The following is a 22,529-nucleotide window of genomic DNA, read 5'->3' on the forward strand; positions in this document are numbered from 1 at the left end:
CCGAAGTAGGGAGTTGTCGTGCGTAAGGTCCTGATTGCGATCGTTGGTCTGGTTCTCGTCCTCGTCGCCGCCGTGCTGGTGGTGCCGAGCCTGATCGACTGGAATGGGTACAAGCCGGAGATCCAGGCCGCCGCGCGTGACGCCACCGGGCGGGAGCTGACGATCGGCGGCGACCTGTCGCTGTCGATCCTGCCCTCGCCCACCCTCTCGGTCGCCGATGTCCGCCTCGCCAATCTGGAGGGCGGCTCGACACCCGACATGGCGAGCCTCGAATCCCTCGACGTCGCCGTCGCGCTGTTCCCGCTGCTCTCCGGGGAGATTCGGGTCACCTCGGTTACGCTGGTGAAGCCGGTCATCACTTTGGAGACGCTGCCGGACGGCCGGGTGAACTGGGCCTTCGAGGGAGCTGAAACCGCCGAAGCCGGTGCCGGCGATCCGGCTGCCGGCGACGACGGCGGCGCCCCCGCCCTGGCGATCGACGAGGCGGTGATCGAGGACGGCCGCCTGGTCTATCGCGACGCCACCAGCGGCGCGGAACACACTCTGTCCGACGTCAATCTGGAGATCTCCGCCGGCGGCCTCCAGGGACCCTTCGAGATCGACGGCGATGTCGGCTACCAGGGCATTCCCCTGGCGCTCGCCGGATCCATGGGCGCGCTGGATGCCGGGCGCGCAACCCCGGTGAAGCTGACCGCCACCGGCCAGGAGGGCGCCATCGAGGTGGCGCTTAACGGAACGCTCGACATGGATGCGGGCCCCAGCTTCAAGGGCCGGCTGGAGGCGAAGGCCCCCGACCTGTCCAAGGCCGCCCAGATTGCCACCACCTTCGGTGCCGCAGCCCCCGAGGGCCTGCCCGCCAATGCCGCTTCCCTCTCCGCCGATATCGACGGCTCGCCGCAGAGCGTGACGGCCGGCAACCTTGTCGTGACCCTGGGCGAGTCCCGTTTCCAGGGCGAGGTGACCGCCGCCCTCGAACCGAAGCTGTCGATCGACGCGTCGCTCTCCGGCAACCGGCTGGACCTGGACGCCCTGCTGCCCAAACAGGGCGGGTCGGACGGCGCCCAGCCCGCCGGAAGCGGGTCAGGATCGGCGCAACCTCCGGCAGCGCCGTCCGGCGGCCAATCGACGGCCGACGCCGCCATCCTGCCGACCGATATCGACGCCCGGATCGACCTCAAGGTGGACGCGGTGCAGTACAACGGCGCGGCCATCCGGAACGTGCAGGTCGACGCCTCCCTGCGCGACGGGGTGGGCGACCTGCGCCTGGCAACCGCCCAGCTTCCCGGCGGCACCGACGTGACCCTGATCGGCGGGCTGGAGAGCGGCCCGACCTTCGTCGGCCGGCTGGAGGCCGCCTCCGACAACCTGCGGGCCACCCTGGACTGGCTGCAGATCGACCTGGCCTCCGTGCCGGCCGACCGGCTGCGCAAGGCGGTGGTGAGTGCCGCCATCCGCGCCTCGGCCCAGGAGATCCAGGTCTCCGACTGGACCATGGAGCTGGATGCCACCCGGGCCCAGGGCGGCCTGACCCTGGCGCTGCGCGAGCGGCCGGCCTTCGGGCTCAGCCTGGCGGTCGACCGCATCAACGTTGACGCCTACCTGCCCCAGGGCGCCGGTGCGGGCCCGACCACCGGCGGCGCCTCCGGCGCGGCCCAACCGGCCGATGGCGGCGACGCCGGCAATGCCGACGCGCTGGCGGTACTGGACAGCTTCGACGCCAATATCGACCTGCGGGTCGGCGAGGCCACCGTCGGCGGCATCACCCTGGCCGATGCCCGGGTCGACGCCCTGCTGCAGAACGGCACCCTGACCCTGCGCCAGGCCGGCGTGGGCGACATGGCCGGCGCGGCGGGGACCATCTCCGGCGTGCTGCGGAACGCCGCCAGCCAGCCGTCGGTGGACATGAATTTCGACGTGTCGGTGAAGGACGCCGACCGGTTCGCCCGCCTGCTCTCCACCGACAGCCCGGTCCCCGGGAAGCAGCTCGGCACCGTGGCGCTGAAGGGCACCGCCTCCGGCGACATGAGCGACGTCGCCCTCGACGCCCAGCTCACCGTGGCCGGCGGCACCCTGGCGCTGAAGGGCACCGCCCAGCCGCTGACCTCGCCGCCGACGGTGAACGTGACCTATCAGGTCGAGCATCCGGACACCAACCGGCTGGTCGCCACCCTCTCTCCGGGGGCGCTGGACGGGTTCGGCGCGCTCGGCAAGCTGCAGGTCGACGGCGAGCTGACGACCCGCGACGACGGCCGCTACGCCAACAAGATCACCGCCTATACCGGCGGCGGCCGGCTGGAGCTGATCGGCAATGTCGATCCCTTCGCCGCCACGCCCGACGTCAACATGAAGGTTGTCGTCTCCCACCCGAACGCGACCCAGGCGATCCGCCTCGCCTCGCCCGACTACCGGGCCCGCGGCGGCGATCTTGGGCCGTTCGAGGCCTCCACCCTGTTCCAGGGACCGGTCGACGGGCTGACCCTCAGCGAGACGGCGATCACCGCCGGTCCGATCCGCATCACCGGCAACGGCTCCATCGCCAATACCGGGGCGCGGCCCTACATCACCCTGGTGCTCGCCTCCAACCGGATTGCGGTCGACCCCTGGCTGCCGCCGAGCACGCCCACACCCCAGGGTGCTGCCCCGGCCGCAGCGCCGACCGGCGGTACCGGTGCCGGCGGCGGCTGGTCGCGGGACAAGATCGACACTTCGGGCCTGTCGGCGGTCGATGCCGATGTGACCATGGGGATCGAGGCCATCGAGTACGGCAGCTATGTCGTGGACAGTGCCGAACTCGCCGCGGCCTTGAAGGACGGCGTCCTCAACGTCTCCAAGCTGGCCGGCGGCATGTTCGGCGGCACCTTCGACCTGACCGCCATGCTGGCCGACCGGCCGACCCCGGAGGCCGCGGTGACGGTGCAGGTCCGCAACGCCGACGTCCGCCAGGCGGCGCAGACCGCGGCGGAGACCGACATGGTCAGCGGCATCCTGACCTACGACACCGACCTCAAGGCCCGGGGCGGCTCGGAATACGAGCTGGTCTCGAACCTGAACGGCACCGGGTCGTTCCAGGTGCGCGACGGAACGGTGAAGGGCTTCGACCTGCGGGCCCTCTCCGACCGGCTGCAGGAGCTGAACGGCGCGACCGACTTCATCGACCTGACCCAGCGCGCCCTGTCCGGCGGCGAGACCGCCTTCACCGCGCTGACCGGCACCTACAATGTCCAGCAGGGCGTGCTGCGGTCGAACGACATCGCCCTCGACGCCGATGCCGCCCAGGGTTCGGCGACGGCGGTGCTGGACCTGCCGCCGCGGCAGATGGACGTGAACGCCCGCGCCCGGCTGACCGATCATCCGAACGCCCCGCCGGTCGGCATGCGCCTGGTCGGGCCGTTCGACAACCCGCGGCAGATCCTCGATATCGACGAGATGCAGCGCTACGTGGTGCAGACCATCGGGACCCGCACCCTGAAGGAACTGGACAGGAGCGGCACGGTCGAGAAGCTCGACAGCATTTTGAACCCCGGCGGCGGCCAGAGCGGTGCCGGAACGGACAGCGGAACGTCGACCGACGGCAGCGCGCCGCAGCAGCCGCCCCAGGATCCCAAGCAGCAGCTTGAGGACGCCGCCAAGGGCCTGCTGCAGAACCTGCTGAAGAAGTAGTCCCGCAAACGAAACGCGGGCCGGAGGACCGGCCCGCGTTCCCGTGTCGGCGTGCGGATCGGACCGTCAGGTCCCCGCGGTCATCGGCGCCCCCAGACGGCGCAGGGTGGCGATGATGCTGAGCGCGGTGATCTTGCCGGTCTTCGGATTCTCCTCGGTCGGCACGTTCTCGATGGTCATCGTGAACCGTGCACTGTCCGCCTCCACCGTGATGGTGTGGGTGTTGCGGGTGACCTGCGGGTCGGCCCAGATCTCCAGCTTGGTGGCGTCGGCGCCGATGCCGGCCAGGGACAGGGCGGCGGCCACGTTGACGTTCGCCGGGAAGCCCGCCGCACCGTCGCGAGCCGAGCCGTCGAACACCTTCTTGGCGGTATTCAGCCCCTCGACCGAGATGTTGTTCTCCACCAGATACGGCGCGCCGGCCAAGCCGCCCGGCGGCTTGCGGGTGACGAGGCGGACCTCGGTGATGGTGCCCTCGGCCGCCGCCCGCACGGCGTCGAGCCCGATCAGGGCACCGGTCGGCACCACGATCCGCGCGCCGGTGCGCCGGGCCCGGTCGACCAGATCGTCATGGCGCAGCAGGGCGCCGACGCTGATCGGCAGGAAGATCCGGCCGCGCTCCACCGCCGGTCCCGCCACCTCGGCGAAGACCGAGGCGGGTGCGCATTCCACCACCACGTCGGCCCGGTCCGCCAGTTCGCCCAGCGGCACCACCGGCACCTCGTGCTCGAAGCCGGCCATATTGGCCCGGGCCTTGTCCGCGTCCCGGGCGGAGACCGCCACAAGCTTCAGCCCCTCGATGCTGCCGCTGTCGAGCGCAGCGGCCACTTTCTGGCCGATCGCTCCAAATCCTCCGATGCCGACCGTAAGCGGTCCCGTTGCGGGCGATGTTGACACGCCGTCCTCCTGGTCCAAGGTAGGCCGCTGTCGTAGCCCCGGTGTGTCGTCCATGTCCAGCCGTCCATCCACCGCCGCCCGTCGCCTTCGCGCGGCCGTGACCGCCCTGGGGCTCGCGGCCGGCCTCCTCGCCGCCGCGCCGAGCCACGCCCAGACCGCAACCGAGAGTGCGCCACCCGCCCCGACCTGCCGCATGGCGACTCTGGTCGTGGGGGGCGGTGCCGGCAGCGGCACCGACCTGATCGCCCGTGCCCTGGCCGAAGCGGCGAACCGGACCGGCATGGAACCGCCGCTGCGGGTGCGCAACATCGACGGCAATGACGGGATCGACGGCGGACGGGCCGTGCTGGAGGCGCCGGGCGACGGCTGCATGATGCTGGCCGCCCACCAGGGGCTCCTGGTCAACTTCCTGACCTGGCGCGCGCCCTTCGCCTGGCAGGACTTCCGCCATGTGGCCCTGCTCACCCGCACGCCGATGGTCATCGTGGCGCCCGTCTCCGCCGGATTCTCCGACGCCCAGGGCATGGTCTCCGCGGCCCGCAATGGGGCCGTCACGGCCGGGGTCGGCCCCGGCACCATCGCCGAGTTCACCCTTCGCGCCATGGCCAAGGCGGCCGGGATCGACCTCGAATACGACTCCATCGCCGGGGCGCGGGAACGGGTGGCCGCCCTGCTGGCGGCGGATATCGACCTGGCGGTCGTCCCCCCCGCCCTGGCCAAGCGGCTGGCGGACACCCAGACGGTACGGTCGATCGCCGTCACCGACCGCGAGCCCAGCACGACCGTCCCCTCGGTCGAGACGCTGCGCGACCAGGGCGTACCCTTCGACTACGCCATCGATTTGGGCATCCTGCTGCCGCCCTCGGCCTCGCAGGACCTGGCCGTCCGACTTGCCGACGGGCTGGAGAAGGCCCTGAACGATCCGGAGTTCCAGAAGACGATGGCCGGCTATGACGTCCGCATCGATTTCCGCCCGCTGACCCAGTATTCGATCTACTGGGAGAACCTGATGGCCTCCTGGCGCGACATCGCCGAGGAGGCCGGCTACGACCGGACGAGCCGCTGAATCGGTCATTCCGACGACCGCGTTCATCCGGTGGTTGATTGACAGCCCCCAGCATGCGGCTATTTAGGAGGAATGCTCGCAGGTGCGATATCCGCCACAGGGCGGGGATCGGGTTTGCGGCGGGAAAAGCCTGACTTCTTGCGCAACCCAACCAACAAGACGAACAGGGGAACCGACCTATGACCATCAAATCGACCCTTCTCGCGGCTGCGGCCGCCGTCGTCGTCGCCGGGGCGGCGTTCGGCGCCAGCCCGGCCGCGGCCGCCGATTTCGGCTGCCGGACCGCCAAGCTGATCGTGCCGTGGGGTGCGGGCGGCGAGACCGACGTGATCTTCCGTCAGTTCGTCGAGACCGTGAACAAGAACGGCGCCGAGCCGGAGATCCAAGTCGTGAACATCGGCGGCCAGGGCGGCAACAAGGGCGCCAAGGAAGCGGCGGATTCCAAGCCGGACGGCTGCACGCTGTTCGCCATCCACCAGAGCGCGCTGACCAGCTACTTCACAGGCCGCATCGACTTCACCTGGGACGCCTTCCAGCCGGTCGCCGTACTGACCCGCACGCCGTCGATCTTCGGCGCCCATGTGGACGTGCCGTATAACGACATCTCCGAGATGGTGGCCTACGCCAAGGAGAACCCCGGCAAGATCAACGCCGGCGGCACCCTCGGCTCGACCAGCCAGTTCGTCTACCTGCTGCTGGAAGACGCGGCCGGCATCAAGTTCAACCACATCTCCTATGACGGCACCCGCGAGCGGATGACCGCCCTGCTCGCCAAGACCATCGACACCGGCGAGATCAACCTGGCCGCCGCCAAGCAGTACATCACCTCCGGCGAGTTGAAGGCCCTCGGCATCACCACCGAGAAGCGCAACCCGGAGATCCCCGACGTCAAGACCGTCAAGGAGCAGGGCTACGACCTGATCTACGGCGTCGACCGGGGCATCATGCTGCCGAAGGGCGCCTCCCAGGAGGTCATCGATCACTACGCCGGCCTGTTCGAGGCCGCCGCGCAGGATCCGGCCCTGAACAAGGCGATGACCGACATGGGCACCGACGTGTTCTTCCTGAACCCGACCGAGTCCGCGGCGTACTGGGGCGACACCCAGACCAAGTGGGCGAAGATCGCCAAGGAAGTCGGCATCTACAAGGCCAAGGACTGACCTTACAGACGCTTGCGGCGGGCGTCGGCAGGAATGCCGGCGCCCGTTTCGTTTGATACAGTCGCAATCCGAATTAAGACCGAACAGGGGAGGCTCCGAAATGTCGGTGAGCCGCGACACGATCGTCGCCATTCTGCTTCTGGCGTTTTGCGGCCTGCTCTGGCAGGCGTCCTACGACATCGAGATCACCACCTACGGCACGATGCAGAGCTCGGTTTGGCCGCGCATCATCATCGTCGCCCTCGGTGTGTTCTCGGCCCTGCTCCTGCTCCAGTCGATCCGTCAGCCGGACCGCAGCACGCCCGCCCCGGACGAGGGAGCGTCCCGGCCGTGGCATGTGCGCTACCGCAATGCCGGCCTGATCTATGTGCTGTTCCTGCTGTTCCTGCTGACGCTGCCGACCCTCGGCATGCTGCTTGGCGGCGCGCTGTTCGTCTTCCTGTCGCTCACCGCACTCGGCCGCCCGACCGTCCGGCTGGTTCCGGTGCATGCCGCGGTCGCCATCGTCTCGGTCGGCGCCATGTGGGCGATCTTCACCTTCGGCCTGCGGGTGATTCTGCCCCAGGGCGAGATCCTGCCGATCTGAGCGGGGAGAACAGAGATCATGATCATCGAGAACGTTCTCTTCGCCTTCGGCGAGGTCTTCCACTGGAAGAACCTCGGCCTGATGTTCCTGGGCACCACGGCCGGCCTGATCGCCGGATCGATTCCGGGCTTCACCATCGCCATGGCCGTGGTGCTCACCCTGCCCTTCACCTTCGGCATGTCGCCGGTGGAAGGTCTGTCGACGATGATCGGCGTGTTCGTCGGCGGCCTGTCGGGCGGCCTGATGTCGGGCATGCTGACCGGCATCCCGGGCACGCCCTCGTCCATCGCAACGACCTTCGACGGCTTCCCCATGGCCCGCAACGGCCGACCCGGCCTGGCGCTGGGGCTGGGTGTGTGGTCCAGCTTCTTCGGCGGCATCTTCAGCGCCGTGCTGCTGGTGACCCTGGCACCCAGCCTGGCCAAGATCGGCCTGGAATTCGGTCCCTGGGACTATTTCGCCCTCGTCCTCTTCGCGCTGACCATCACCGCCAGCCTGTCGGGCGAGACCCTGATCAAGGGCATCATCGCCGGACTGCTCGGCCTGTTCGTCGCCTCAATCGGCGAGGACGACATCAACGGCGTCGCCCGCTTCACCTTCGACTTTGAAGCGCTGGAGAGCGGGTTCGACTTCCTGCCGGTCCTGATCGGCCTGTTCGCCTTCAGCCAGCTCCTCTCCGACGTGCAGGACAAGGACAAGGCGCGCGAACCGCTGATGACCGGCGTGGAGGCCAAGGGCATCCGGGTCGAGCATTTCGCCGCGATCAGGATCATCCTGTCCCGATGGGTCAACGTGGTGCGGTCTTCGGCGATCGGCGTCTTCACCGGCGTGCTCCCGGCGGCCGGCGGCTCGATCTCCAATATCCTGGCCTATGACCAGGCGAAGAAGGCCTCCAAGAAGCCGCAGGAATTCGGCACCGGCATTCCGGACGGCATCATCGCGCCGGAAACCTCCAACAACGCCACCGCCGGCGGCGCGCTGATCACCATGATGGCGCTCGGCATTCCGGGCGACGTGATCACCGCGGTGATGCTGGGCGCGCTGCTGATCCACAACGTGCAGCCCAGCCCCACCTTCATCAGCCAGAACCCCGATCTCGCCTACTCGATCTTCATCGCGTTCTTCCTGGCGCATTTCATCATGATCCTCATGCAGGCGTTCTGCCTGAAGGCCTTCCTGATGGTGGTGCGGATCCCGATGTACATGCTGGCCGCCGTCATCCTCGCCTATTGCGCCATCGGCGTGTTCGCCCTGAACAACGTCCAGGAGGACATCTGGGCGCTCTTCGTCTTCGGGCTGATCGGCTACTCGATGAAGCTCCTCGGGTTCCCGCTGGCGCCGATGATCCTGGGCGTTGTCCTCGGCAGCGTTGCCGAGCTCAACCTCAGCCGGGCGCTCTCGCTCTCGGGCACCGCCGACCAGTTCCTGCTCGACATGGTCACCCGGCCCTGGGCGCTGTTCTTCCTGGTGGTGGCGGCATTCTCGATCCTGTTCCCGTGGTACCAGAAGGCGCGGGACGGGGCGGTCTGGACCCTCGGCTACGTCCCGGCGCTGATGGTCGGCCTGGCCGTTCCGCTGGCCATGATGGACGGCTGGCCGCGCACACTTATCGCTGTGGCGTTGGTGCTGGGCGCGGTTTATCTTCTGGTCCAAAGCGCGCGTCGCGGATGGAGCGTCAGCACCGACGACGCCGCCTGATCCTTCCAACGGCCGGCCGGTATCCATCCCGGCCCCGGCTTCCACCTGCAATCCCCTGGGGAGCGTCATGTCGCGTTTCGAGATTCAGAACCCGTATCTGCTGTTCCTGGGCGACGCCCCGGACCAGCTCGCCGCCAAGACCGCGAACGGCGTGAAGGTGTGGCGCCCGGACTGGTGCGTCGGCCAGTTCCGCTTCCCCGCGTGTAAGGCCGATCTGGGTTTGCCCGACATGACCATCGAGGAGGCGGCGGCCGCCGGTGTGAAGACCGTCATCCTCGGCGTCGCCAACCGTGGCGGCTTCATCCCGGAGACCTGGATCGTCGAGCTGGTGAAGGCGCTGAACCTGGGCATGGACATCGCGTCCGGCCTGCACACCCGGATCACCACGATCCCGGCGCTGAAGGAAGCCGCCGAGAAGAACGGCCGCAAGCTGTTCGACGTGCGCCACCCGACCCGCGACTACCCGGTCGCCAGCGGCGTGCCGCGCAAGGGCAAGCGTCTGCTGACCGTCGGCACAGACGTTTCCGTCGGCAAGATGTTCACCACGCTCGCCATCGAGAAGGAGATGCGCGCCCGCGGCATGAACGCCGATTTCCGCGCCACCGGCCAGACCGGCATCTTCATCGCCGGCTCCGGCCTGTCCGTCGACGCGGTGATCGCCGACTTCATCTCCGGCTCCATCGAGTGGCTGGCGCCCGAGAACAGCGAGGATCACTGGGACCTGATCGAGGGCCAGGGCTCGCTGTACAACGTGTCCTATTCCGGCGTGACCCTGGGCCTGATCCACGGCGCCCAGTCCGACGCCCTGGTGATGTGCCACGAGATCGGTCGCCCGCACATGCGCGGCCTGCCGGACTACGAGGTTCCGGCGATCCCGACGGCGATGGAAACCATCCTGCACATGGCGAAGATGGTGAACTCCGACGTCAAGTTCATGGGCGTGTCCCTGAACACCTCCAACGTATCCGCCGCCGAGGCCGAGGCCTTCAAGAAGAAGACGGCCGAGGAGACCGGCCTGCCGGTCGTCGATCCGATCAAGGACGGCGTGGCGCCGATCGTCGACAACATCGTCGCCAACTACTGATCGCATGACTGCGGTTGCCGACCTGCTGCGCCCGGTCCTGGAGGATCGGGCGCGGGCCGGCGAGACCATCATCTACGCCCATCTCGCCCAGGCCGCCGGGGTTCCGTCCCCGCACTCGGTCCACAAGACCGGGGAGGCGCTGGAGGTGCTGATGGAGCAGGACGCCGCGCACGGCCGCCCCTTGTTGGCGGCCGTCGCCATTTCCAAGGCCCGCGACGGGTTGCCCGCCCCGGGGTTCTTCCAGAAGGCCGTCGAGTTGGGCCTCTATTTCGGCCCGGATCGGGGAGCGCAGGCGGCGACCTTCCATGCGCTGGAACTGCAGAAGGTGTGGGCGGAGTTCAGGGAGTAGCCTCCGCTCCTACCACCCTACCCGGTCTTCCCGGGCTTGCCCCGGGACCTAGAGCGGCCGCGCGCTGGATCGCTTGAGGCCACTCGTTACCGCCCCAGCACGCGCCCGTCCTGGGTCCCGGGGCGAACCCGGGAAAACGAAAGTAGGGAGAGCAATGAGAAAGTGGGGAGCGTTGAGAGCGCCGGCCCTCACCCCATCCCGTCGGTGCCGGCACCGCAGACGATCGTGCACACCGTCTCGCCCTTGGCCGCCTTCACGGCCCCCGACTGCAGCGCCGCCAGACCGGCCGCCCCGGCCAGCTCCGCCCCGATCGCGCATTCGGCCCAGAGCCAACGCGCGGCCGCCACCATCGCCGCGTCATCGACCAGCACGATCTCGTCCGCATGCGCGGTGATCAGGTCGTAGTTGACCTGTTCGCTGCGGCGCGGCGCCAGGGTCCCCGCCGCCGTCGATATCGCGTCCAGGGTGACCAGCCCGCCGGCCTTGCGGCTCTCGTAGTGGGTCGGCGCCCCGACCGGCTCCACGCCGATCACCTTCACGCCCGGCCGCACCGCCTTGATCGCCGTCGCCACGCCGGAGATCAGCCCGCCGCCGCCGATTGCGACGATCACCGTGTCCACGTCGGGCACCTGGTCGAGGATCTCCAGGCCCAGGGTCCCCTGGCCGTTGATCACGCTTTCCGGCGCGAAGGGATGCACGAAAGTCATGCCCTCCGCCTCGGCCCGCGCCTTGGCGGCGACAGCGGCCTCGTCGAAGACCGAGCCTTCGATCACCACCTCCGCCCCCCAGCGGCGCAGCGCGTCGGCCTTGGACGGCGGCGCCGAGCTCGGCAGATACACCACCGCCTTCGCCCCGCCCATCCAGGCGGCATAGGCCACCGCCAGGCCGTGATTGCCGCCCGACGCGGTGATCAGCCCGCGCGACACCTCCGCGGCGCTCAGCGACTTCAGCGTGTTCACCGCCCCGCGCACCTTGAACGAGCCGGTCGGCTGCAGGAAATCGAGCTTGAGGACGAGCCGCCCTTCGGTCACCAGGTTGAGCAGCCCCACCGGCTCCAGGACCGGGGTGGCGCGCACATGGCCGGCGATCCGGTCCCGGGCGGCGCGGATGGTGTCGAGCGTAACCGTCATCAGATCGTGATTCCTCCGTCTACGATCATAGCCTGACCCGTCGTGTAGGCGCTTTCGTCGCCGGCAAGATACACCGCCATGGCGGCGATCTCCTCGGCGGTGCCCAGCCGGCCGAGCGGCTGACGGGCGATGAAGTCCTTGCGCGCCTGGACCGGGTCGTCGAAGGCGTTGATCCGGTCATCCAGAGAGGGCGACTGGACCGTGCCGGGGCAGATCGCGTTGCAGCGGATGCCCTGGCGGATGAAATCGGCGGCGATCGACTTGGTCAGGCCGATCACGGCGGCCTTGGTCGTGCCATAGATGAAGCGGTTCGGGATGCCCTTCAGGTTGCCGGACACCGAGGCCATGTTGATGACCGAGCCGCCGCCATTCTCCAGCATCGCCGGCAGGAAGGCGCGGATCATGCGGTACATGGCCCGCACGTTCAGGTTCACCGAGAAGTCGAAGGCGTCCTCGTCGCAGTCCAGGATCGTGCCGTGATGGACGAAGCCGGCGCAGTTGAACAGCACGTCGACGGGGCCGACCTCCCGGGCAGCGGCCTTGACCGCGTCCGGGTTCAGCACGTCGAGCTTGCGCGGGGTGATACCGGCGATGGTGCCGAGTTCGTCGAGGGTCTTGTCGTTGATGTCGGTGGCGATGACCGACGCCCCCTCGCGCGCGAAGGCCTCGGCGCAGGCGCGCCCGATCCCCTGCCCCGCCGCGGTGATGAGCGCGGTCTTGCCGCTGAGCCGGCCTGCCATGGTGGTGTCCTCCCGGGTGGTGTTCTTGTCGCTGCCGGCAGTTAGCCCGGCGGCGCGGGGGAGGGCAAGGGGGGTCAGTCGGACAGGCGAGATCGGGTGGCGAGTACCCGGGCTGGCGCCGGCGGCTTGGTCCTGACTTTCGTCAGGACGACGGCTCTGTTCTTCCGTCATCCTGATGCAAATCAGGATCAGGCTGATCCCCTATCAACCGGTTCGACGCCCGGTGTCGGCCACAACTCCGACCAGTCCGGATTGGCCTGCTCGATCAACCCGATCTTCCACGCGCGGCGCCAGGCCTTGAGCTGCTTCTCTCGCTCGATGGCGTCGGTGATGCGGGGGTACTGCTCGACATAGACCAGCCGATACAGCCGGTAGCGGCGCACGAACGCCGATCCCTCGCCGCGGCGGTGCTGGAGGATGCGGGAGACCGGGTTCGCCGTCACGCCGATGTAGAGCGTCCCGCGCTTCGCATTGGTCAGGATGTAGACCGTCGGCTGCATGCCGCGGGTATGGGACACCGAGACGGAGTTTCCCGACGGGTCCGCGCGTTGATCCTGATTTGCATCAGGATGACGGCAAGGAATTTGCCAAAAAAACCGTCGTCCTGACGCAAGTCAGGACCAAGCCGCGAACCTTACCGCCGAAGGAAACCGGCGCTGGGGAAGAGTCACGCCACGGTCCTGATTTGCGTCAGGATGCCGCCCCCCTACCCCTCCACCTTCGGCTTACGCATCACCGTCACATCCGGGACCACGCCGTCGACCTTGGCGACCTGCACCAGCGTGGAGTGCGCCGTCGGGCCCTGGCCCAGCCGGGACGTTCCCCGGTCACGGGTAAGGACGTTCGGGTTGCCGTGGACCTCCAGCCCGCCCGGCGTCTCCGGGTCGTACCAGGCGCCGGTGGAGAGCTGGATCACGCCTTGCATCACCTGGTCGCTGACGATCGCGCCGGCGAGGCAGGCGCCGCGGTCGTTCCAGACCCGCACGATGTCGCCGGAGGAGATCCCCCGGGCCGCCGCATCGTCCGGATGCAGGGTCGCCGGTTCGCGCCCCGCCACCTTGGAGCCCTGGCTGACCTGGCCGCAGTCGAGCTGGCTGTGCAGCCGGGTGCGCGGCTGGTTCGACATCAGGTGCAGCGGATACTCCTGTGCCTTCTCGGCCCCGAGCCACTCATCCGGTTCACGCCAGACCGGATGGCCCGGGCAGTCGTCATAGCCGAAGCCGTCGATGGTCGCGGAGAAGATCTCGATCTTGCCCGACGGGGTCTGCAGCCGGTTCGCGTCCGGGTCGGCGCGGAAATCCTCCAGCATCACCATCGGCTTCTCGGGATCGGGGAGCTCCACATGCTCCTGCTCCCAGAAAGTCTCGAAATCCGGCAGCTCGAATCCGGCCTCCGCCGCGCGCTGGCGCGACTGGTCCCAGAGATGGCGGATCCAGTCCATCTCATCGCGGCCCTCGGTGTAGCGCTCCGAGAAGCCCAGACGGTCGGCGAGGCCGGTGAAGACCTCGAAATCCGGACGGCTCTCGCCGACCCGCGGGATCGCCTGCTTCATCGCCGCCGACAGCGGCTCCCAATGGGTGATGGAGAGGTCGTTGCGCTCCAGTGCGGTGGTCGACGGGAAGACGATGTCGGCGTGCCGCGCCATGGAGGTCCAGAAGATCTCGTTGACGATGATCGTGTCCGGCTTCTGGAAGGCGCGGACAAGCTGGTTGATGTCTTGGTGATGGTGGAACGGGTTGCCGCCGGCCCAGTAGACCAGCCTGATATCGGCGTAGGTCCGGTCCTCGCCGTTGAACTGGTAGGAACCGCCCGGATTCAGCAGCATGTCGGAGATGCGGGCCACCGGGATGAAGTCGGCCACGTTGTTGATGCCCTGGGGCACCGAGGGCCAGTGGAACCGCTTCACCGGGTTGCCGATTCCATTCTCCGAACTGTAGCCGAGGCCGAAGCCGCCGCCCGGCAGGCCGATCTGGCCCAGCATGGCCGCTAGCACGACGGTCATCCAGATCGGCTGCTCGCCGTATTCGGAGCGCTGCATCGACCAGGTGGAATTGATCATGGTCCGCTTCGACGCCATGCGGCGGGCGAGGTTGCGGATCGTGTCGGCGTCCACGCCGCTGATCTTCTCGGCCCAGTCGGCGGTCTTCGGCTGGCCGTCGGTCTCGCCGCGCAGATAGGCCTCGAACGGCGCGAAGCCGCTGGTGTAGCGATCCAGGAACGCCTTGTCGTGCAGCCCCTCGCTCAGCAGCGTGTGGGCGAGCGCCAGCATGATCGACATGTCGGAGCCCGGACGCGGGGCGATCCACTCCCCGCCCAGGTCCGGCGGCAGATCGGAGCGGATCGGGCTCAGATAGACCAGCTCGCAGCCATTGTCGGCGCAGTCGCGCAGCCCGTGATAGCAGGTGTGCCGGCCGACGCCGCCGGAGGTGACCTGGGCGTTCTTCACCGGCATGCCGCCGAACATCACCAGCAGCTCGCAATGCTCGGCCAGCACCGGCCAGGTTGTGTGGGTGTCCAGCACCTCGCGGAACGGGCCGACCACATACGGAATGATCGCCTCGGCCGCCGCGTAGGAATAGGTGCCCCGGTGGGAGACGTAGCCGCCGAGCTGGTTGAAGAACCGGTGGATGTGCGAGTTGGCGTGGTGGAAACGCCCGGCACTCGCCCAGCCGTAGGAGCCGGCATACATGGACCCGTTGCCGTGTTCGTCCTTGACCCGCTTCAGCTCCTGGGCGGCCATGTCCAGCGCCTCGTCCCAGGGAACGGCGACGAACGGTTCGTTGCCGCGGCCGGTGCGGTCGCTGTTGTGGCGCTTCTCCAGCCAGCCCTTGCGGATATGCGGGCGGGCGACGCGGGTCTCGTGGGTCACCGCATCGACGATGCCCGGGCCGATGATCGCCGGGGCCGGGTCCTTCTCGTAGTCGTGCACCGCGAGCAGCTTGCCGTCCTCGACCTCGGCGAAATAGGTGCCCCAATGGGTGGTCGTCGGAATCAGAGTGCGCTTGATCGCAGTGCTCATGTCTCTCGTCCTCTCACGGCGGCCCGCAGGCTCAGCCTCAGGCCAGGGCGGCCTCGATGACCGCCGCCTGCTCCGCCTTGTGCCACACGCCCCAGCCGACGGCGGGCGACGGTGCGGCATCGCGTCCAACATAGGTGGCACGAGCCCCGGACCCGCGCAAGTCGCTGAGAATGCGCGTAAGGTACGGATCCAGGTGGCGCCAGGCCCCCATATTCTCCGGTTCCTCCTGGGCCCAGACCACCTCGGCTTTGGGATGCGTCTTCAGGATCGCGGCGATCGCCGCTTCCGGCACCGGGTAGAGCTCCTCGATCCGCACCAGCGCGATGTCGTCGATCCCGCGCTCCCGCCGGGCGGCGGCGAGGTCGAAATAGGTCTTGCCGGAGGTCAGCACGACCTTGCGGGCCTTCTTGCCGACCGCCGCGTCGTCGATCACAGGACGGAAGCGGGTCCCGGCCCCCATCTCGCTCAGCCTGGACTGGGCTTCGGCATGGCGCAGGCCGGACTTGGAGGTCAGCAGCACCAACGGCCGACGCCACGGCGCCAGCAACTGACGGCGCAGGGCGTGGAACAGGTTGGCCGGTGAGCCGCAGGCGACCACCGAGATGTTGTTGCGCGCCGCCATCTGCAGGAAACGCTCGGGCCGGGCCGAGGAATGCTCCGGTCCGCCACCCTCCAGCCCGTGCGGCAGCATCAGCACCAGGCCCGACTGGCGCAGCCACTTGTCGTCGCCGGCGACCAGGAACTGGTCGATCACCGCCTGGGCACCATTGGCGAAGTCGCCGAACTGCGCCTCCCAGCAGACCAGCATGTCCGGATCGGTGATGGACATGCCGTATTCGAAGGCCATGCAGGCCTCCTCGGTCAGAGGGCTGTCGGCGAAGGTCAGGTGGTCCGGCGTGGCGGCCAGGGCGGCGAGCGGCGTGTGCTCGGCGCCGGTCTTCTGGTCGAAGACCACCGCATGGCGCTGGGAGAAGGTGCCGCGCCGGCTGTCCTGACCGGTCAGGCGCACCGCCTTGCCGTCCTCCAGCAGCGAGGCGAAGGCGAGCGCCTCCGCCGTGCCGAAATTGATCGCATCCTTCAGGCCGTCCATCCGCTCGCCCCATTGCCGGGCGATCTTGGCGTTCAGTGCGAAGCCCTCGGGCACGGCGACGCTGGCCTCGGCCAGGCGACGCAGGCGGGCGGCACCGACGCCGGTGACCGGCGCCTCGCCCTCTCCCACCGGCGCCAGCGACGACCAGCGGCCCTGCAGACGGTCGGCGGCGTTCGGCTTGTAGCTCTTCGCCCGGTCGAAGGCCTCGTCCAGGGTCGACCAGTGCGCCTCGGCCATGGCGGTCGCGTCCGCTTCTGAGACGATCCCGGCGTCGACGCAGGCTTCGGCGTAGCGTCCGGGCGTACCGGCGGTCTCGGCGATGCGGGTGTAGCGCACCGGCTCGGTGAACATCGGCTCTTCCAGCTCGTTATGCCCGCGGCGGCGGAATCCGACGATGTCGACCAGGATGTCCTTGCCGAACCTCCGGCGGTACTCGAACGCGATCCGTCCGGCCCGGGCGCAGGCGTCCACGTCTTCGGAGGAGACATGGATGACCGGCGCGCCGATCGACTTGGCCACGTCGCTCGGATGGCGCGAGGAGCGGCCATGTTCCGGCTTCACCGTGAAGGCGAGCTGGTTGTTGACCAGCACATGGACCGAGCCGCCGACGCCATAGGCCGGCAAACCGGCGAGCTGCAGCATTTCCGCGATCACCCCCTGGCCGGAAAAGGCGCCGTCGGTATGGATCAGCAGCGGCAGGACAGTGGATGTGGGGTCCGCCTCGCCGGCCCGGCGGCGCAGGTCGAGGGTCGCCCGCGTCTTGCCCAGGGTGACGGCGGAGACGATCTCCACATGGCTCGGGTTGGACGGCATGGTCAGGCGGATGCGCCGCTCGACCCCGTCCTTATCAGTGAAGCTGCGCTCGCCAGTGAAGCCCAGGTGGTAGGGCACGTCGGAGGATGCCTGGATGCCGTCCGGCACCTGGGGCGTGCCTAGCAGTTCGGAGAAGGCGGCGGTCAGCGGCTTGCCGACCAGCCGGGTGATCAGGGTCAGGCGGCCGCGATGCATCGGCGCGATCACCGCCTTGTCCATGCCGGCGCGGGCGGCGTCGCCGACGATCGCCTCCAGCAGGACGATCAGCGCCTCCAGCCCCTCCAGGCCGAACCGCTTGTTGGTGGGCAGGCGCTTGTTCATGAAGGTTTCCATGGCGTCCGCCGCCAGCAGCGCGTCGAGCCGCTCCCGCCGCTCCTCCGCCGCCGGATCGGCATGCAGCCCGCCTTCCACCGCCTCGATCAGCCAGTCGCGGGCGGCCGGGTCCTCCACATGCATCACCTCGGCAGTGAAGCGTCCGCCCCAGGCGGCGCGCAGCCGGGCTTCGAGCTCTCGCGGCGTGGTACCGCCGACCGGCGTATCCAGGTCGCCCTCGTCAAGCCCATGGGCCGCCGGCGACAGGTCCCGATGGCCCGGTGCCTGGTTCAGGTCCAGCGGGTCGAGCGCGGAGGCCAGATGGCCGTAGAGCCGCCAGGCGGTCGTGAGCCGTTCGCAGGCCACGGCGAGCCGTCCGTCGCCGACCGTCTCGGCAGTCGGACGGTCGGTGCGATCGGCATACGGGGCGAAGACCGACCAGAGCGAGGGATCGACCGAGAGCGGGTCCCTCAGGAAGCGGGCATAGAGGTCGTCGAGATAGCCGGCGCCGGCGGTCGGAAGCGGGTGCATGGGGATCCGATAGGCTCGATCAGAGGGGAAAATTTGATTGTATGCAGGTGCATACCCCCATCTTTACAGACACGCGTCAAGGCGCCTAGCCTCCGGATTCCCTTGGCAAAACGGATCCGACAGCCCATGGATGAACATTGGAGCGTGGCGGCCCACCGTCACTTGAAAGCAGCCGGCGTCCGCCAGATCGGCTATGTGCCCGACGGCGGTCTGCGTCTGCTGATCGAACGCTGTCTCGGCGACAATGAGATCGAGACGGTGATGTGCGCCACCGAGGAGGAAGCCGTCGGCCTGGCCGCCGGCGCCTGGCTCGGCGGACAGAAATCCGCCGTGTTCATGCAGTCCAGCGGCGTCGGCAACACCATCAACGCCATCGCCTCGCTGATCTCCTCGGCCAACTTTCCGTTCTTCGCCATCGTGACGATGCGCGGGCAGTGGGGTGAGGGGAATCCGTGGCAGGTCCCGATGGGCCAGGCGGTGGTGCCGACCCTGGAGGCGGTCGGCGTTAAGACCTTCCTCGCCGAGAGCCCCGAGGCGGTCGACATGATGATCGAGTCCGGCCTGCGCATGGCCTATTCCACCGACACCCCGGTCGCCGTCCTGGTCGGCCAGAAGGTGATCGGCTCCAAGATCTGGACGGCCGGAAAGGCGGTGAACCAATGAGCGCGATCACCCTGCACCGGCGCGACGTGCTCGGCGCCGCCATGGCCGAGCGCGGCGACACCCTGTTCGTCTCCGGCCTCGGCTCCACCACCTGGGATCTCGCCTCCTTCGGCGACCGGCCGGAGAACTTCTATCTCTGGGGCGCGATGGGCAACGCCTCGATGATCGGCCTCGGCATCGCGCTGGCCCAGCCGGAGCGCCGGGTCGTGGTGATCACCGGCGACGGCGAGATGCTGATGGGCATGACCAGCTTCTCCACCATCGGCGCCAAGCGGCCGTCGAACCTGGCGATCTGCGTCATCGACAATGAGACCTATACCGAGACCGGCCGCCAGCCGACCGCCACGGGCCGGGGCACCGACCTCTCGGCGGTCGCCACCGCCTGCGGCTTTGCCAAGACGGCGATGATCCGCACCGAGTCGGAGGCCAAGGGGCTCGCCCAGCTTCTGTTCCGGGAACCCGGGCCGGTCTGCGCGGTGGTGAAGGTGGTCGACGAGGATCTGCCGATGACGGTCCCGCCGCGCGACGGCGGATACCTGAAGACCCGGTTCCGCATCGGGCTGCTCGGCGAGGAGGTCGCGACACGGCCGTGACGTCGGACCGCATCGCGTATAATATGGGCTTGGAACGGAAGGATTTTAAACCTAAAGGGGCCACCTGACCGTCACCTGACGGGTCAGCCTGACGAAGGTAGCGCCGGAAAGCCCTCCGCTTTCCGGCCGTGACCCGAGCGACCTGAACGACAGCAGCTTCCCGGTAGCCCGAATGCCTTCACCCTCAGACATGGACCACAGCGGCAGCGCGCCAAAACGCCGCCCGTTCGACACCGATCTTCACCAGTTGGTCACCGACCGGATCTTCGAGAATGTCCAGTCCAGGCTGCGGCTGGAGGCGATCGACGACTACAGCCGCGAGCGCCTCAAGATCTTCCAGCCGAGGATCAACGAGGAGATGTACGCGATCCTCTCGGACTTCTACCGGCACATGCTGCAGTTCCCGCAGACCCGGAAGTACCTGCAGAATAGCGACATCAACGCGCTGAAGGCCCGCCAGACCCAGCATTGGGAGCGCCTGTTCTCCGCCGAGTTCGACCGGCCCTACATCGCGTCCGCCGCCCGCATCGGGCTCGTGCACCATGCGGTCGGCCTGCCGCTGCACCTGTACCTGTCGGGCTACAACCGGGTGCTCTGCGACCTGACGACGCTCGCGATCCGGCACCACTCGGGATCCCTGTCCGCAACGGACACGGTGAATGCCATCATCAAGGTGGTCTCCCTCGACATGGACATCGCCATCTCTTGCTACTTCCTGGCCGAGAATCTGCGTCTCAAGCCGGAGGAGCAGAACCTGGGACTGGCCTGACGCCGCCGGCCGGGCTATCGAACGGGAAATGGACTTCTCTCCGTCCCGAGCCGGACCGAGCCGGCGCAGGACGGACCCTAACGCGGAACCTTGCGCCATGGCCTTCACCTGGAACACGCCCGAAGAAGACCGCGCGGCGATCGAGCGCTGGTTCGCGACCTGGAGCGGTCAGGTCGCCGATGTGGATTTCGCCCCGGCGATGGACCTCTTCGCGGACAACATCGCCAGCTTCGGGACCCATATGGACGTGGTCGAGGGCCTGCAGGCCCTGGCCGACAACCAGTGGCGCAAGGTCTGGCCGACCATCGAGGATTTCCGCTGGAACCTGGCGACCCTGAAGGTCGGCGTGTCCCCCGACCGGCTGTTCGCCATCGGGATCATCACCTTCTCGTCCACCGGCATCGCCGAGGACGGGAGCCGGTTCGACCGGCCGGGGCGCGGCACCGTCGCCTTCGCCCGGTCCTCCGTCGATGGCGATTGGGCCGGGGTGCACACCCATATCTCGCTGAACCCGGGCACCCCGCAGAAGAGCCACGGCGCCCGGCCGGCGAAGAGCTAGAGCACGATCGGTTCAGATCGAATCGATCTGAACCATGAATCGTCCTCTAAGCTATTAAAGATAGAGCAGCGACGCCTCAGCGCTTCTTTTCCGAGATCATCACCATGAACGGGATCGCGCCGTCGTGCCGCCCGCGATGGACGATCATCTGGCCCATCGCCGTGACCACCCGGTGCTCCAGATTCTTGAAGGCGCCGTTCACCTCGAAATCGACCACGTCGTCGGGGAAGATCTCGTCGTCGACATACTCGGCGAAGAGCTTGACGATCTGCACCGGGGTGCGGGCCTCGAACACGTCGGCGGGCGCCTCGAAGTCGTAGCTACCCTCGGCGTTCTCCCGCGCGTTCATCATGGTCGCCGTCAAGGTGATCGTCCCGGCCACGCCCGTCTCCCCAATCCTCGGATCGGGACCGTCTCTAGCACAGGGCTGTGACGGTTTAGCGACAGGCGGGTCCGGCGCCCTCCAACGGGTTCAGCGATGCCAGGGCAGCGCGTCCTCGCTCTCCGCCACCAGCCAGGCGCCGCCGAGCGTGCCCGGCAGCACCAGGGACAACACGCCCGGCCAGTCGGTATCCTTCGGCCCGAAGCCCCGCCCCTCCAGGAAGCTCCGCGTGGCGGCCAGGTCGTCGGACAGCAGCGCGTAGCCGGCCACGCCCGGCGCCGGCGGGACCGGCGCCCCCGGCAGCAGCGCCGCCGCCCGCTGCGGGCTCGCCAGCAGGACGCCGCCGCGCGCCAAGGGAAAGCGGATCAGATCATCGCCGAGCCGCACCGGAGACACCTCGGTGAAGCGGGCATAGCGCTCCTCCGCCTCGCCCAGATCCTTCGGCACGATGATGACGTCGCGCAGGGCCACGATGCCGTTCTCATGGCGCATCCAGTGCTCCTGCCACACCAGGCCCTCGGTGTGGTGGGTCAGCACCTGGACCCGGCCCTCGGGCATGTCCTCTTCCGGATTCTTGATCACGGTGAAGGCCGCCTCGTCGGAGCCGATCTGTTCGCCGGTATCGGTGAGCAGCGGCACCGGCCGCTTCAGCGGGGTCGGCTCCTGGGGATGGAAGCCGGCCGCCGCCTGACGCGCGCGCCGGGCCATCGCGTCCGCATCGGTCATCGCGACGATATGGACGCCGGTATAGCGGTCGAGCTGGTGCTGCGTACGCGCTCCGGTCGGGGTGCTGCTGTCGGTGACGGTGAGGACCTCCAGATACCCCTCGCGCAGCATCACGCATCGGTTCGCCGTGCCCATCGGTCTGCGCTGTCCGGTCTCGTCGGTGAAGGCGTGCAGCACATACGGGGTCTGCACGAAGCCGAGCCGAGTGAGCTCCAGATGGGCGGCCTCCATGTCCGGAACGAAGTGGCCGAGATGGTCGAGAAACGTCTCGCCATCCGTCGGAAGCTGTCGCCATGCCGCCATGTTTGTGCCCTTTTTCGGGAGTGAGCTTTCACTGGTCTGTAGAGTAGGACATGATAGGGAAGATGAGCGGGGAGACCAGACGGCGCGTTCGAGCCGGCGCCCCGCCCGAATGGAGGATGCCATGAAAGACCGTATCCGCCGCTGCCAGTGCCGCGCTGCGCTTACCGCCAGAGCCGCCCACGCCCACTTCACCGACACAGTTGTGGTCGGCACGATGATGGCGGCCGCCATCGCCGCGACCGCCTGGCTGATGATCAGGCTCGCCGTCTGACCAATCCCCTGATCCGACCGGGACCACCCGAGGAAGAACGCCTGGGCGCCTCCCGTGCCGGATCGGCCGGACTGCCCCACCACGGCGGCCGCAACGGCCGCACCGTCTGCCTCAAACCTACCTTCAGG

At 68.4% G+C, this 22,529-nt stretch carries 20 protein-coding genes; 12 read left to right on the top strand and 8 right to left on the bottom strand.

Features of this window, described 5'->3' with window-relative positions:
- Nucleotides 1-18 precede the first annotated feature (18 nt).
- Nucleotides 19-3,660: an AsmA family protein gene (locus ACOQOP_RS12375; RefSeq protein ID WP_420562117.1), complete on the top strand. Its 3,642-nt coding sequence runs from the start codon at nt 19-21 to the stop codon at nt 3,658-3,660.
- Between the two features lie 66 nt (nt 3,661-3,726).
- On the opposite strand, the gene ACOQOP_RS12380 is transcribed toward ACOQOP_RS12375, so the two are convergent.
- A complete protein-coding gene (locus tag ACOQOP_RS12380; protein WP_420562118.1) occupies nt 3,727-4,557 on the bottom strand; it encodes an aspartate dehydrogenase in 831 nt (276 codons plus the stop codon).
- 52 nt (nt 4,558-4,609) lie between these two features.
- Between ACOQOP_RS12380 and ACOQOP_RS12385 the strand changes: the two genes are divergently transcribed.
- The 6 genes from ACOQOP_RS12385 (at nt 4,610) to ACOQOP_RS12410 (ending at nt 10,500) form a co-directional block, all read left to right on the top strand.
- Nucleotides 4,610-5,623, top strand: a complete 1,014-nt coding sequence (locus tag ACOQOP_RS12385; protein ID WP_420562119.1) for a tripartite tricarboxylate transporter substrate-binding protein — start codon at nt 4,610-4,612, stop codon at nt 5,621-5,623.
- A gap of 179 nt (nt 5,624-5,802) precedes the next feature.
- Nucleotides 5,803-6,783, top strand: a complete 981-nt coding sequence (locus ACOQOP_RS12390; RefSeq protein WP_420562120.1) for a Bug family tripartite tricarboxylate transporter substrate binding protein — start codon at nt 5,803-5,805, stop codon at nt 6,781-6,783.
- Between the two features lie 100 nt (nt 6,784-6,883).
- Nucleotides 6,884-7,369, top strand: a complete 486-nt coding sequence (locus ACOQOP_RS12395; RefSeq protein WP_420562121.1) for a tripartite tricarboxylate transporter TctB family protein — start codon at nt 6,884-6,886, stop codon at nt 7,367-7,369.
- Nucleotides 7,370-7,387: 18 nt separating this feature from the next.
- Nucleotides 7,388-9,067, top strand: a complete 1,680-nt coding sequence (locus ACOQOP_RS12400; RefSeq protein ID WP_420562122.1) for a tripartite tricarboxylate transporter permease — start codon at nt 7,388-7,390, stop codon at nt 9,065-9,067.
- A 67-nt stretch (nt 9,068-9,134) separates the two neighbouring features.
- A complete protein-coding gene (gene dgcN, locus ACOQOP_RS12405; RefSeq protein WP_420562123.1) occupies nt 9,135-10,151 on the top strand; it encodes an N-acetyltransferase DgcN in 1,017 nt (338 codons plus the stop codon).
- A 4-nt stretch (nt 10,152-10,155) separates the two neighbouring features.
- On the top strand, nt 10,156-10,500 hold the full coding sequence (locus tag ACOQOP_RS12410) for a hypothetical protein (protein WP_420562124.1): 345 nt from the start codon (nt 10,156-10,158) through the stop codon (nt 10,498-10,500).
- A gap of 188 nt (nt 10,501-10,688) precedes the next feature.
- On the opposite strand, the gene ACOQOP_RS12415 is transcribed toward ACOQOP_RS12410, so the two are convergent.
- The 5 genes from ACOQOP_RS12415 to ACOQOP_RS12435 form a co-directional block, all read right to left on the bottom strand.
- Entirely contained in the window at nt 10,689-11,630 is a 942-nt protein-coding gene (locus tag ACOQOP_RS12415) for a threonine ammonia-lyase (RefSeq protein ID WP_420562125.1), read from the bottom strand.
- Entirely contained in the window at nt 11,630-12,370 is a 741-nt protein-coding gene (locus ACOQOP_RS12420) for an SDR family oxidoreductase (protein ID WP_420562126.1), read from the bottom strand. Before ACOQOP_RS12420 ends, ACOQOP_RS12415 begins: the two co-directional genes overlap by 1 nt.
- 188 nt (nt 12,371-12,558) lie before the next feature.
- Complete coding sequence (locus ACOQOP_RS12425; RefSeq protein ID WP_420562127.1) at nt 12,559-12,888, bottom strand: GIY-YIG nuclease family protein; 330 nt, start codon at nt 12,886-12,888, stop codon at nt 12,559-12,561.
- A 188-nt stretch (nt 12,889-13,076) separates the two neighbouring features.
- Complete coding sequence (locus ACOQOP_RS12430; protein ID WP_420562128.1) at nt 13,077-15,389, bottom strand: molybdopterin guanine dinucleotide-containing S/N-oxide reductase; 2,313 nt, start codon at nt 15,387-15,389, stop codon at nt 13,077-13,079.
- 37 nt (nt 15,390-15,426) lie between these two features.
- Nucleotides 15,427-18,135, bottom strand: coding sequence for a 2-oxoglutarate dehydrogenase E1 component (locus ACOQOP_RS12435; RefSeq protein ID WP_420562129.1), 2,709 nt, complete (start codon nt 18,133-18,135; stop codon nt 15,427-15,429).
- A gap of 126 nt (nt 18,136-18,261) precedes the next feature.
- Here ACOQOP_RS12435 and ACOQOP_RS12440 point away from each other — a divergent pair, with 126 nt between their 5' ends.
- The 4 genes from ACOQOP_RS12440 (at nt 18,262) to ACOQOP_RS12455 (ending at nt 20,719) form a co-directional block, all read left to right on the top strand.
- Nucleotides 18,262-18,798 carry a thiamine pyrophosphate-binding protein gene (locus tag ACOQOP_RS12440; protein WP_420562130.1) on the top strand — a complete coding sequence of 179 codons (537 nt, stop codon included), beginning with the start codon at nt 18,262-18,264 and terminating at the stop codon, nt 18,796-18,798.
- Nucleotides 18,795-19,391, top strand: coding sequence for a thiamine pyrophosphate-dependent enzyme (locus ACOQOP_RS12445; protein WP_420562131.1), 597 nt, complete (start codon nt 18,795-18,797; stop codon nt 19,389-19,391). The genes ACOQOP_RS12440 and ACOQOP_RS12445 overlap by 4 nt, the downstream gene beginning before the upstream one ends.
- Before the next feature lie 172 nt (nt 19,392-19,563).
- Nucleotides 19,564-20,160, top strand: coding sequence for a protoglobin domain-containing protein (locus tag ACOQOP_RS12450; protein ID WP_420562132.1), 597 nt, complete (start codon nt 19,564-19,566; stop codon nt 20,158-20,160).
- Between the two features lie 97 nt (nt 20,161-20,257).
- Nucleotides 20,258-20,719, top strand: coding sequence for a YybH family protein (locus tag ACOQOP_RS12455; protein WP_420562133.1), 462 nt, complete (start codon nt 20,258-20,260; stop codon nt 20,717-20,719).
- 76 nt (nt 20,720-20,795) lie between these two features.
- Here ACOQOP_RS12455 and ACOQOP_RS12460 read toward each other — a convergent pair whose 3' ends face one another.
- Together ACOQOP_RS12460 and ACOQOP_RS12465 are read right to left on the bottom strand one after the other, a co-directional pair.
- On the bottom strand, nt 20,796-21,101 hold the full coding sequence (locus ACOQOP_RS12460; RefSeq protein ID WP_420562134.1) for a hypothetical protein: 306 nt from the start codon (nt 21,099-21,101) through the stop codon (nt 20,796-20,798).
- A gap of 90 nt (nt 21,102-21,191) precedes the next feature.
- A complete protein-coding gene (locus ACOQOP_RS12465; protein WP_420562135.1) occupies nt 21,192-22,130 on the bottom strand; it encodes a VOC family protein in 939 nt (312 codons plus the stop codon).
- Nucleotides 22,131-22,251: 121 nt separating this feature from the next.
- On the opposite strand from ACOQOP_RS12465, the gene ACOQOP_RS12470 reads away from it, so the two are divergent.
- Nucleotides 22,252-22,401 (top strand): hypothetical protein, encoded by a 150-nt coding sequence (locus ACOQOP_RS12470; protein WP_420562136.1) that lies wholly within the window; start codon nt 22,252-22,254, stop codon nt 22,399-22,401.
- Nucleotides 22,402-22,529 lie beyond the last annotated feature (128 nt).

The organism is Thalassobaculum sp. (genome assembly GCF_965223715.1).
GTDB lineage: Bacteria > Pseudomonadota > Alphaproteobacteria > Thalassobaculales > Thalassobaculaceae > Thalassobaculum.